We start from the raw sequence: 12,281 nt of genomic DNA, 5'->3' as shown, positions 1-12,281 counted from the left end.
GATCAGGTCACGACAGGGTCAGTCAGCAGTGCCAGAAGCGGATCGCAACGCTCGTCTCACCACGTGACGTGACAGCAACACGGGTTCGGCGACATATCGGTAGCAGAGCCGCCGTGGCGCTTGAACGAGGCGGTACAGCCACTCCAGCCCGTAGCGTCCCAACCAGCGGGGAGCTTCTCGTTGCACACCCGACAAATAGTCGAGACACCCTCCGACATTGGCAACGACCTTGCCCCGCAGCATGTCCGCATTCTCTGTGATCCAACGCTCCTGATGCGGCATACCCATTCCGACCAGTACGATGTCCGCCTCGGCCACGGCACGGCGGAGTGTCATTCTTTCTCGTGAATCATCGCGCTGAGCGAAGTGGTAGCCGTCGTAAGCATTCCATGTCACGTCGGCATCACCGGCGGCGATGACCTCGGCGCCACGCCTACTCGACTCAGGAGTGGCGCCGACCGCGACGATGCGCAGCCCCGACGAACGTGCGAGAAGCAGCCGTAGCCAGTCCGAGCTTCCCACTCGGTATTCTGCGCCGAACCGCCGGCGGCAGACCAGTGACGTGGCGGCGAGGACCGGCCACCCGTCGATCACGTTGATGTGTGCCGCGTTCACGGCGTCGCGATAATCCGGGTCGATTTGATAGAGATAGACCCCGTGCAGATTGAAGTTCGACAGCCACAGGGTTTCTCGTGACTCGACCGTGTCGAGGACGAGGCGAACGATGTCCTCGCTGTCTAGGGGATGGACAGTGATGTCGAACCACGGAAGGTACCGTGCTGCTTTTTCCGCGACCCGTTGCACCTGCCGAGTATGACGCGTGGAAACCGAACTGCCCGAGGCGACAGCGGGGCGACGAGACATCAGCAGCCCTGTCCTGATTGCTCGCAACGAGGGGTCGACGACCCGCTCTCACCCGCAGAACGAGGGTGGCGGTTCGAACTCACGGAGACAGTCACGGGGTTTCACTCCTCGAAACGCGCGGAATTGGCCTGACAGCCGCGCCCCGACACACGGATAAAATGGTCGTATCCGCAGCATGCATTCCCCGAAATCGCTGCTCGACTCGAATCGAAGATAGGCGAGGGGCGACATGCCTGACAAGTCGCTCGAGTGCAGCAGGATTGCGCGGTGTGTCTGTCTGGGTGTTTTCGACGGACCGCAACTGCTCTGGTCAAAGCTTTCGCCTTTCATTCGGTTTGTTTGACGAGGCAATGGCGTACGGGGGGTCGGCCCGTGGCGGCGCATGGGGCTTAAAGACGGCGAAGGAGGCGAAACGAAACGACAAGTCTTTTCCCGTGCGGGGGTGTGAAGTGCAACGAGAACGCCCGGCCCCATTGCACTCCGCCGCCAGGCATGGTTAGGCTCGCCTTACAGTCGCTCGATTTCCCCGAGCGTGCCGCAGGCGAGGAGGTCCGATGTCGACAGCGTTCGAACTCGACGCCGCGACGCTCGATGCGGAACCCGGCTTCTATCCGGCGTCGGTGCTGTCCACGACGGCGATCTCACCCAGCATGGTGCGCATCGTTCTCGGCGGCCCGTGGGTGGAACGGTACGTCGGCGTCGAGGCACCGGACGAGTGCGTGACCGTGTACTTCCCGCCCGCCGTCGACGACGTCCTGCCGCCGATGACCTGCTGTAAGGGCGTGTGGGGCTACCACGACGCGGCGACGCGGCCGGAGTGCCGCAACTACACCGTCCGCATGCGCGACGACGACACGCTGACCATCGACTTCGTCCTGCACGAGAGCGGCGTCGCGTCTGACTGGGCGCGGCTGGCGCGCCCGGGCCACAGCGTCGTCCTCTCGCGCCCCCGCTCCTGGTACCGGTGTCCCGAGGACGCCGCGTGGCAACTGCTCGTGGCGGACCAGACGGGTCTGCCGGCCATCGCCCGAGCACTCGAGCAGGCACCTGCCGGGCTGCGGACCCACGTCGTGCTCGAGGTCCTCGACCCCGCCGACATCCAGTCGTTCGACACGGCGGCGGACGTCACCGTCGACTGGCGCGTGGGTACCGGCAACGGTGTGATGCCGAGCGTTCTCCCCGATGCGGTCGCGTCGTACGAGCGTCCCGCGGGCTCCGGATACGTGTGGTTCGCCGGTGAGGCGGGCGCGTCCCGCGCGGTGCGCTCCCACGTGCGCAAGCAGTGGGGCATGAGCACCCGTGAGTGCTCGGTCATCGGATACTGGCGCGAGCGCGCCGAGGAGTGGCTGGCCTCCTACAAGCGGTACGAGGCGATGGCGCTCGCGGGCTACAAGCGCGCTCTGCGCGAGGGCAAGTCGGAAGCGCAGGCGCAGGACGAGTTCGAGGCACTCCTCGAGCGCGTCGGCCTCTAGCTCTTCTCGGGATCGGCGATACGGCCACCGGGCATCGCGAGCGCGGCGATCAGCAGCAGGACCGCTCCGCCGATCACCGTGTAGAACACGATGTGCAGACCGTCGCCGAGTTCGGTCGGCGATGCGTCGTCTCCGACGGTGGCATTGACGATGGCCCCGCACACCGCGATGCCGACGGCGCTGCCGAGGTTGCGGGCGAACGTGTTGGTGGAGGTGACCACTCCGCGCTCGGACCAGTCGACACTCGACTGCGCCGCGATGAGCGCGGGGCCCGCGATCAGCCCCATCCCGGCTCCGATCACGAGGCACCCGACGCAGATCTCCCACACCGACGACGTCGTGGTCCATCCCAGTGTGAGCAGCGAACCGGCCGTGACGATCGACCCACCGATGACCGCGGTGCGCCGGAACCCGATGCGCAGATACACCCGACCCGACTGTGACGACATCAGCGGCCACGACAGCAGGAGCGGTGCGAGGGTGAAGCCGCCCGCCAGTGCGCTCAGCCCCAGTACGCCCTGGACGAACGTCGGGACGTACGTGGTGAGCGTGAGCACGACGGCGCCGATGACGGCGCCCACGGCGCTCGTGGCGACCAGGACGCGACGCGTCAGCACCCACAGTGGCAGCACGGGGGACGCGACGCGTCTCTCGACGAGCACGAAGGCGGCGAGCCCGGCCACTCCGACGGCGAATACCGCGACACTCGCTCCCGACGTCCACGCCCACGATTGACCACCCTCGAGCAGCCCGAGGATGAGGGCGCCCGCGCCGACGGTGAGCAGCGCGGCGCCGACGTAGTCGATGCTCTGCCGCGTCGACGGCCTCGCCGTCTCGTCGAACTTGCGGATCAGCATCACCGCCGCGACCAGGCACAGCGGGATGTTGACGAAGAAGATCCAGCGCCACGAGAGGAACTCGGAGAAGATGCCGCCGAGACTGGGACCCACGATGGACGACATCGCCCACACGCTGGCCAGATAGCCCTGCGCCTTCGCGCGCTCGCGCACGGTGTAGATGTCGCCGGCGATCGTCTGCACCATCGGTTGGATCGCGCCCGCGCCGATGCCCTGGATCGCCCGGGCGACGATGAGGGCGGGCATGCTCCAGGCGATCCCGCACAGCACCGAGCCGATCGCGAAGACGGCGATGCCGAACAGGACGAGACGCTTGCGGCCGAAGAGATCCGCCAGCTTGCCGTAGACCGGCACGGTGACGGCCTGTGCGAGCAGGTAGATCGAGAAGAGCCACGGGAACTGGGAGAAGCCGCCCAAATCGTCGACGATGGTGAGGACGGACGTGGCGATGATCGTCGAGTCGAGGGCGACGAGCGAGTTGCAGAGCATCAGCGCCGCCAGGATCGGGCCTCGTTCGGACCGGAATCCGACCTGCACCCTGTCCGTCGTCGTCACCCGCCACGCTCCTTCGTTCGCCTCGGTACCGAGGGTCCCTCCGAACACTGCCAGACACCGCCACCACCGCGATGCGCGGCACGACTACGCTCGAACGTCGTGCGCCCCTCTCTCTCGCAGTATCCCCATCTGGCGGCCGGCAAGGTCCGCGACCTGTATCGCATCGACGACGACCATCTGCTACTGGTGGCGAGCGACCGCATCTCCGCGTACGACCACGTGCTGTCGACGCCCATTCCTGACAAGGGTCGCGTGCTCACCGCGATGAGCGTGTTCTTCTTCGACACTCTCGGCGTGCGAGATCACCTCGCCGGAGACGCGGAGGATCCGCGGATCCCGCAGGAGGTGCTCGGCCGCGCGCTGGTGGTGCGCGCGCTGCGCATGGCACCGGTCGAGTGTGTCGCCCGTGGCTACCTCACCGGGTCCGGGCTGCTCGACTATCGGGAGACGGGTGCGGTGTGCGGCGTTCCGCTCCCGGACGGTCTCACCGAGGCGAGCAAGCTCCCGGAGCCGATCTTCACCCCCGCCAGCAAGGCGGCGATCGGCGATCACGACGAGAACATCGACTTCGATTCCGTGGTCGCCCTGGTCGGAGCCGACACGGCGGACAAGCTGCGCTCGGCCACGCTCGACATCTACGCGCGCGCCGCGGAGTTCGCCGCCAGACGCGGAATCATCCTCGCCGACACCAAGTTCGAGTTCGGTGTCGACGACGACGGCGAGGTGGTCCTCGCCGACGAGGTGCTGACTCCCGACTCGTCCCGGTACTGGCCGCTCGACGGCTACACCGAGGGGCAGGCGCAGCCGAGTTTCGACAAGCAGTTCGTCCGGGACTGGCTGACCGGTGAGTCCGGATGGGACCGCCACGGCGACGCACCGCCCCCGCCGCTGCCCGACGACATCGCCGACCGCACCCGGTCGCGTTACGTCGAGGCGTACGAACGACTCTCGGGTCTCTCCTTCGACGATTGGGTACGACCGTGACCGACATGCAGACGCACGACGCACAGCAGACGACACCACCGATCGCCAAGACCGTTCCGCACACGCGCACCCACCACGGTGACGTCGTCGTCGACCCGTACGAGTGGTTGCGGGAGAAGTCGGATCCCGAGGTCGTCGCGTACCTCGAGGCGGAGAACGCCTACACCGAGGCACAGACGGCCCACCTGGAGCCGCTGCGCACGGCGATCTTCGACGAGATCAAGTCGCGCACACAGGAGACCGATCTGTCGGTGCCCACGCGCCGCGGACTCTGGTGGTACTACGGGCGCACGCTGGAGGGCAAGAGTTACGGCATGCAGTGCCGCTGCCCGGTCGCCTCGGTGGACGACTGGACGCCGCCCGCGCTCGAACCGGGTGTCGAGGTCCCCGGCGAGGAGATCGTCCTCGACGCCAACGTGCTGGCAGAAGGACACGATTTCTTCTCGCTCGGCGCATTCTCCCTGAGCGACGACGGACACCTGCTCGCGTACTCCGTCGACACCGCCGGCGACGAGCGGTACACCTTGCGCATCAAGGATCTTCGTACCGGAGAGCTGTTCCCGGACGAGATCGAGCAGACCGCTCCCGGAGCGACCTGGTCCGCCGATCAGCAGTACCTCTTCTATCAGACCGTGGACGACTCGTGGCGTCCGGACAAGGTGTGGCGACACCGGATCGGGTCGCCCACGTCCGAGGACGTGGTGGTCTTCCACGAGCCGGACGAGTCCTACTGGGTCAGTTTCGGATCCACGCGCAGCGAGAAGTACCTCGTGATCTGGGTGGGGTCGAAGGTCACCACCGAGGGCTGGTACCTCGACGCGCAGGATCCGACGGGCGAGTTCCACGTGATCCTGCCGCGCAGGGACGGCGTCGAGTACAGCGCGGAGCACGCCGTGGTCGCGGGCCGCGACCGGTTCCTGATCCTGCACAACGACGTCGTCGACGGAGTGAAGGCGGAGAACTTCGTCCTGGCCGACGCGCCGGTGGAGGACCCGTCGGACATGACGATTCTCCTGGAGCACGCCGACGACGTGCGGCTCGAGGACGTCGACGCGTTCGCGCACCACCTGGTGCTGTCGTACCGCCGGGAAGCCGTGCCGCGCATGGCCTTGTGGCCACTGCTCGACAGCGGCTACGGCGAGCGTCACGAGCTCGAGTTCGACGAGGAACTGTTCTCGGTGGGTCTCGGCTCAAATCCGGAGTGGGACGCACCGCTGCTGCGTTTCGGTTACACCTCGTTCATCACGCCCTCGCGTGTCTACGACTATGACCTGGCGTCCGGCGAGCGCATCCTGCGCAAGTCGCAGCCGGTGCTCGGCGATTTCGACCCGACGCGGTACACCCAGACCAGGGAGTGGGCGACGGCGGAGGACGGCACCCGGGTACCGCTCTCGGTGATCAAGCGCGTCGACGTCGAGGTGTCCGAGGGCGGCGCGCCGACGCTGCTGTACGGGTACGGCTCGTACGAGGCGAGCATGGACCCGGGCTTCTCGGTGTCGAGACTGTCCCTGCTCGATCGGGGCATCGTGTTCGTCATCGCGCACGTGCGCGGCGGCGGGGAGATGGGTCGCCTCTGGTACGAGGACGGCAAGATGCTGCACAAGAAGAACACGTTCACCGACTTCGTCTCGTGCGCACGGCATCTGATCGACACCGGGGTGACGTCTCCCGATCGTCTGGTGGCCGACGGCGGCAGCGCGGGCGGCCTCCTCATGGGAGCGGTGGCCAACCTCGCACCCGAACTGTTCGCGGGCATCCTCGCCAACGTGCCGTTCGTGGATCCGCTCACGTCCATTCTCGACCCGTCGCTGCCGCTCACGGTGATCGAGTGGGACGAATGGGGAAACCCGTTGGAGGACAAGGACGTCTACGACTACATGAAGTCGTACAGCCCGTACGAGAACGTGGCGGAGAAGGACTACCCGGCCGTCCTGGCCATCACCTCGATCAACGACACGCGCGTGCTCTACGTCGAACCCGCGAAGTGGATCGCCGCTCTGCGGGTGAAGAACACCGGCAGCGAGCCGATTCTGCTGAAGACCGAGATGAGTGCCGGGCACGGCGGGGTCAGCGGGCGATACGAGAAGTGGAAGGAGATCGCCTTCGAGTACGCGTGGGTGATCGAACGCACGGGTGCGATTGCCACGGGTGGCCGCGATACGGCAAGCTGACGGCGTTCGCCGGGGGGTGGACTGCAGCGAATGACGGTCGGGGGCCGCAGTGAGTGAACGTCGTGATGTCGAGTTCGTGTCCGGGGACGCCACCTGCGCGGCGTGGCTCTACCGTCCGGACACACCGAGTGAGCGGCAACCGATCATCGTCCTGGCCCACGGTCTGGGCGGTGTCCGCGAGATGCGGCTCGACGCGTACGCCGAGCGGTTCACCGCTGCCGGCTACGCGTGCCTGGTGTTCGACTACCGCCATTTCGGTGCCAGCGGCGGCGAGCCACGTCAACTTCTCGACATCGGGCGCCAGCTCGAGGACTGGGCGGCGGCCATCGCGCACGCCCGCAACGACGACGGTGTCGACCCCACTCGAGTGGTGGTGTGGGGATCCTCGTTCGGTGGGGGCCATGTTCTCGAGGCCGCAGCTCGGGACGGTCGGGTCGCCGCGGTGATCTCCCAGTGCCCGTTCACCGACGGGCTCGCGTCGGCCCTGGCCACGCCGCTGAGCACGACGCTCAGGATCACCCCGCTCGCCGTCCGGGACATCGTCGGATCGCTCCGGGGCAAGTCTCCCGTGATGGTGCCGCTCGCCGCGGAACACCGTGGTGTCGCACTGATGGCCAGCACCGATGCGCTCGACGGATACCTCGGTCTGCAGCCGCCCGGTTCCGCCTTCTCCAACGAGGTGGCGGCTCGCTTCGCACTCGCCATCACCCGGTACTTCCCTGGCCGGGCGGCGAAGAAGATCACCGCGCCGGTGCTGTTCTGCGTGTGCGATCCGGACACCGTCGCACCGACGAAGGCGACCCTGCGCCATGCGGCGAAGGCGCCTCGCGGTCAGATCGAGGTGTACCCGTACGGCCATTTCGAGATCTATGTCGGCGACCCGTTCGAGCACGTGGTGGCCGATCAGATCGCGTTCCTGGAGCGCACGGTCCCGCTGGGCTGACTCACCGCCAGCGGTACCGCACCTGGGGTCGTCCGGCCCTGCCGTACTCGGTGTGCCGCTCGACGAGCCCGTCGTCGGCGAGCCGTTCGAGATAGCGCCACGCCGTCACCCGGGAGACGCCGACGGCCTTGGCTGCCTCGGAGGCCCCGAGTCCCTCGGGCTGTGCCCGCACGCTGTTCGAGATCTCGGTGAGTGTCGCCGGAGCGATGCCCTTGGGGGAGGCGGCGCGCTCGTCCGCGGTGCGCAGAGAGGCCATGGCGCGGTCGATGTCGCGTTGACTCACCGCCGACTCGCCGTCGCGCAGGGCGCTGCGAAACTCGCCGTACCGTTCCAGCTTGTCCCGGAACGCCGCGAAGGTGAAGGGCTTGAGCAGGTACAGCACCACCCCGTGCGCGACGGCGTTGCGCACGACGGCGAGGTCGCGCTCGGAGGTGATGGCGATGACGTCGGGTCCGGGGCGCAGTCCACCGAGTGCGGCGGCGACGTCGATGCCGTTGGCGTCCGGCAGCCCGATGTCGAGCAGGACCAGATCGAACGGCGACCCGTCGGCGATGGCCTTGGACGCCGCGCGCATGGCGCCCGACGCGGTGTGCACCATCGCACCCACGGTGAAGCCGGGGACACGACCGACGTAGCTCGAATGGGCTTCCGCGATCAGGGGTTCGTCCTCGACGATCAGCACGCGGATGGTGGTGTCGTCGGGACCGGGTGCCTCACTCATGCGGGATGCTCGCGGTGACGACCGATCCGTAGGTCGTCTCCGACGTCAGGGTCCCGTGATGGCGTTCGACCACCTGGGTGACCAGCGCGAGACCGAGGCCCCGCGAGCCGGACTTGGTGGAGTAACCGCGGGTCCGTGCTCTCGCCAGGGCGTCCGCGTCCATTCCCGGTCCACTGTCCGCCACCTGGATCACGAGGTCCGTCTCGCTCTCGCGCACGGTCACCTCCACCCACGGCTCGTCCGACTGCTTCGCTGCATCGATCGCATTGTCTATCAAATTTCCGGCGAGAGTGACCAATTCGCGTCGGTCGAAGGACTCGGTGTCGGTGAGGGCGGTGTCCTCGGTGACCGTGAGCTCGACGCCCTGCTCGGCGGCCTGGCTCACCTTGCCCAGCAACAGTGCTGCGACCGCGGGTTCCTGCACCGTGCTCATGAGCCGGTCGATGAGGTTCTGCGACAGCTCGAGTTCCTGGGTGGCGAACTCGACCGCCTGCTCGGTGCGGCCGAGTTCGACCATCGTGATGACGGTGTGGAGACGGTTCGCCGACTCGTGCGCTTGCGAGCGCAGCGACTCGGCGAAGGACGTCATCGAGTCGAGTTCGCCCATGACACGCTGCAATTCGGTGTGATCGCGCAGCACGGTCACCGTGCCGAGCCGGCGGGACCCGTGCAGGACGGGGTCCTGGGTCACCACGAGGACACGCGTCGTCGTCAGGTGCATCTCGTCGCGAACGGCGGTGTCGCCCAGTCCGCGCAGCGATTCCGGAAGGCGCTCGCGCGTCACGGGACCCTCGGGCAGGTCCAGCAGCCGCCGCGCCTCGTCGTTGACCAGCTCCGCCTCCGAGTCGTCGCCCCACACCACCAGCCCCTCGCCGATGGAGTGCAGGACGGCGTCGTGGTGCTCGTACATGCTGCGCAGCTCGTCGGGCGCGAGCCCGAGGGTCTGACGACTGAGCCGCCGATTGAGTAGATACGACGCCGCGAGGGCCACGCCGAGTGCCGCCGCGATGATGCCGAGGACTGCCGGGAGCCCGGCGACGAACTGACTGGAGATCTTCTGGCGGGTGACCCCGGCGGAGACGAGCCCCACGACGCGGCCGTCGTCGAGCACGGGCGTGACGGCGCGGATCGACGGTCCCAGAGATCCGCGGTACGTCTCGGTGAACGTCTCGCCGGCGAGCGCCCGGTCGATCGTGCCCGTGAACTGCCCGCCGATCAGCTCGGTGGTGGTGTGGGTGAAACGCGTGCGGTCGGGCGACATGACGACGATGAAGTCCATCCCCGTCGCGATGCGCACGCGCTCGGTCACCGGTTGCAGCGCGGCTGTGGGATCCGCACTCGCGAGTGCGGTCACCGTGGACGGGGCAGTCGCGATCGAGACGGCGATGTCGACGACCTCCCGGCGGATGCTCTCGTCGCTGTCCCGGCGGGCGTCGACGAGGGCGAGAGCGCCGCCGAGCGTCACGAGGAGCACCACGACCGCGAGCTGGCCGACGAGGAGCTGCCGCGCCACACTGCGGCGACGCCGGGTGTTCGTGCTGCTCACGGGGTTCCTCCGGGTTCGACTGTTCTGCTCACGACGTGCGCGTGACCGCTGTACACATGAACGAAATGAACTCATTGGTGACTCGGGTCACGCTCATGGACCACCATTCCATTCAGACAAGCGTGATCCACCTCACGCCACGATCGTAAGGACAACCATGACCGCCAGCATCGACGCCGAACCGTACGACGCGACCCCGCCGCCCAAGAAGAAGCGGGACAAGACCCACTGGCTCTACATCGCCGTGATCATCGCCGTGATCGGCGGTGTCATCGTCGGTCTCGTCGCACCCGAGGTCGGGTCGAGCCTCGGCGTGCTGGGCACCATGTTCGTCGATCTGATCAAGATGATGATCAGCCCGGTCATCTTCTGCACCATCGTGCTCGGCATCGGGTCGGTCAAGGCCGCGGCCAGCGTCGGCAAGGTCGGCGGCCTCGCCCTCGGTTACTTCATCACGATGTCCACCTTCGCCCTCGCCATCGGCATGGTGGTCGGCAACCTGATCCAGCCGGGAACCGGCCTGAACATCGAGCCGAACTCCGGCGCTGTCGGCAAGCTCGTCGAGACCGCGGAAGGTGCCGGCGGCACGCTCGACTTCATCCAGGGAATCATCCCGACGTCGCTGCTGTCGTCGCTCACCGAGGGCAGCGTGCTGCAGACCCTCTTCGTCGCGCTGCTCGTCGGCTTCGGCCTGCAGGCCATGGGCAAGCAGGGTGAGGGCATCCTCCGCGGCATCGGCTCGATCCAGAAGCTCGTCTTCCGCATCCTGGCCGGCATCCTGTGGCTCGCCCCGATCGGTGCCTTCGGCGCCATCGCCAAGGTCGTCGGTGACACCGGCTTCGAGGCCGTGGTCCAGCTGGCCACCCTCATGCTGGCCTTCTACCTGACCTGCACCATCTTCGTCTTCGGCATCCTCGGCACGATCCTGCGCTTCGTCTCCGGCGTCTCGATCTTCAAGCTGGTCAAGTACCTGGCCCGTGAGTACCTGCTCATCGTCGCCACCTCGTCCTCCGAGTCGGCCCTGCCGCGCCTCATCGCCAAGATGGAGCACGTCGGAGTGCAGCGCACCACGGTCGGCGTCGTCGTCCCCACCGGCTACTCCTTCAACCTCGACGGCACCGCGATCTACCTGACGATGGCCTCGATCTTCATCGCCGACGCCATGGGCAACCCGCTCGGACTCGGCGAGCAGATCTCGCTGCTCGTCTTCATGATCATCGCCAGCAAGGGCGCGGCCGGCGTCTCCGGCGCCGGACTCGCCACGCTCGCCGGTGGTCTGCAGAGCCACCGCCCCGAGCTGCTCGACGGCATCGGCCTCATCGTCGGCATCGACCGGTTCATGTCCGAGGCTCGCGCCGTCACCAACTTCTCGGGTAACGCCGTCGCCACGATGCTGGTCGGCACCTGGACGAAGACCATCGACAACGAGCGCGTCAAGGACGTCCTCGGTGGCAAGCTCCCGTTCGACGAGACCACGATGGTGGACGACGGACACGGAGAGGCCCGCGATCCGGAAGCCAAGCCCGACCTCGTGAAGAACTAGCACCGCACGCACCGACCGAGAGCGGGCGCATCCTCCACACAGGGAGGGTGCGCCCGCTCTCGTGCTCACGGGTTACCGGCCGGTACTGTGAGCCCATGACAGAACTGCAGAACGTCGGCATCAGCACTCTCGGCGGCGCTCCCACCTCGCTCGAGGAGTACAGCGGCCGCGCGGTGCTCGTGGTCAACGTCGCCTCGAAGTGTGGCCTGACCCCGCAGTACACGACGCTGGAGAAGCTGGCCCGCGAGTACGCGGACCGCGGACTCTCGGTCGTGGGCGTTCCCTGCAACCAGTTCGGTGGCCAGGAGCCCGGCTCGGCCGAGGAGATCGAGACGTTCTGCTCCACGACGTACGACGTCACCTTCCCGCTGATGGAGAAGGTCGACGTCAACGGCGAGAACAGGCACCCGCTCTACGAGATCCTGACGCAGACCGCGGACTCCGAGGGGAACGCGGGAGACGTGCAGTGGAACTTCGAGAAGTTCCTCGTCTCGCCGGACGGCGAGGTCGTGGGCCGATTCCGCCCCCGCACCGAACCGGACGCCCCCGAGGTTCTCGCGGCGATCGACAAGGTGCTGCCCGTTCCGACTCTCTGACGTCGCCCGGCGTTCACGCGGGACGAGAC

Annotated in this window: 10 protein-coding genes; 6 read left to right on the top strand and 4 right to left on the bottom strand. The window is 67.3% G+C overall.

The features are described from left to right. Positions 1 to 18: 18 nt before the first annotated feature. Positions 19 to 804, bottom strand: a complete 786-nt coding sequence (locus tag J4E04_RS16945; protein ID WP_307109298.1) for a WecB/TagA/CpsF family glycosyltransferase — start codon at positions 802 to 804, stop codon at positions 19 to 21. A 614-nt stretch (positions 805 to 1,418) separates the two neighbouring features. Between J4E04_RS16945 and J4E04_RS16940 the strand changes: the two genes are divergently transcribed. Continuing rightward, the gene (locus tag J4E04_RS16940) at positions 1,419 to 2,336 is read left to right on the top strand and encodes a siderophore-interacting protein (RefSeq protein WP_056446669.1); all 918 of its coding nucleotides are present in this window, start codon (positions 1,419 to 1,421) and stop codon (positions 2,334 to 2,336) included. On the opposite strand, the gene J4E04_RS16935 is transcribed toward J4E04_RS16940, so the two are convergent. Next, positions 2,333 to 3,748 carry an MDR family MFS transporter gene (locus tag J4E04_RS16935; protein ID WP_027504317.1) on the bottom strand — a complete coding sequence of 472 codons (1,416 nt, stop codon included), beginning with the start codon at positions 3,746 to 3,748 and terminating at the stop codon, positions 2,333 to 2,335. The two genes, J4E04_RS16940 and J4E04_RS16935, sit on opposite strands and share 4 nt — an antisense overlap. Before the next feature lie 99 nt (positions 3,749 to 3,847). On the opposite strand from J4E04_RS16935, the gene J4E04_RS16930 reads away from it, so the two are divergent. Genes J4E04_RS16930 through J4E04_RS16920 form a run of 3 tightly spaced genes read left to right on the top strand, consistent with a single transcriptional unit; the run spans position 3,848 to position 7,846 of the window. Continuing rightward, on the top strand, positions 3,848 to 4,732 hold the full coding sequence (locus J4E04_RS16930; protein ID WP_490149074.1) for a phosphoribosylaminoimidazolesuccinocarboxamide synthase: 885 nt from the start codon (positions 3,848 to 3,850) through the stop codon (positions 4,730 to 4,732). Between the two features lie 5 nt (positions 4,733 to 4,737). Then, positions 4,738 to 6,903 carry a S9 family peptidase gene (locus tag J4E04_RS16925; RefSeq protein WP_056447493.1) on the top strand — a complete coding sequence of 722 codons (2,166 nt, stop codon included), beginning with the start codon at positions 4,738 to 4,740 and terminating at the stop codon, positions 6,901 to 6,903. Positions 6,904 to 6,952: 49 nt separating this feature from the next. Then, positions 6,953 to 7,846, top strand: coding sequence for an alpha/beta hydrolase (locus tag J4E04_RS16920; RefSeq protein ID WP_490149073.1), 894 nt, complete (start codon positions 6,953 to 6,955; stop codon positions 7,844 to 7,846). A gap of 1 nt (position 7,847) precedes the next feature. On the opposite strand, the gene J4E04_RS16915 is transcribed toward J4E04_RS16920, so the two are convergent. Next, positions 7,848 to 8,567 (bottom strand): response regulator, encoded by a 720-nt coding sequence (locus J4E04_RS16915; RefSeq protein WP_037184018.1) that lies wholly within the window; start codon positions 8,565 to 8,567, stop codon positions 7,848 to 7,850. Continuing rightward, positions 8,560 to 10,113, bottom strand: a complete 1,554-nt coding sequence (locus J4E04_RS16910; RefSeq protein WP_027504311.1) for a sensor histidine kinase — start codon at positions 10,111 to 10,113, stop codon at positions 8,560 to 8,562. Before J4E04_RS16910 ends, J4E04_RS16915 begins: the two co-directional genes overlap by 8 nt. Positions 10,114 to 10,270: 157 nt before the next feature. Between J4E04_RS16910 and J4E04_RS16905 the strand changes: the two genes are divergently transcribed. Together J4E04_RS16905 and J4E04_RS16900 are read left to right on the top strand one after the other, a co-directional pair. Further along, positions 10,271 to 11,656: a cation:dicarboxylate symporter family transporter gene (locus J4E04_RS16905; protein ID WP_222627095.1), complete on the top strand. Its 1,386-nt coding sequence runs from the start codon at positions 10,271 to 10,273 to the stop codon at positions 11,654 to 11,656. 95 nt (positions 11,657 to 11,751) lie between these two features. After that, on the top strand, positions 11,752 to 12,252 hold the full coding sequence (locus J4E04_RS16900) for a glutathione peroxidase (protein ID WP_027504309.1): 501 nt from the start codon (positions 11,752 to 11,754) through the stop codon (positions 12,250 to 12,252). Positions 12,253 to 12,281 lie beyond the last annotated feature (29 nt).

Source organism: Rhodococcus sp. NFXS4, assembly GCF_058139645.1.
Note: the sequence above shows the minus strand (reverse complement) of the source record. Positions and strands in the feature narration are given on the sequence as shown.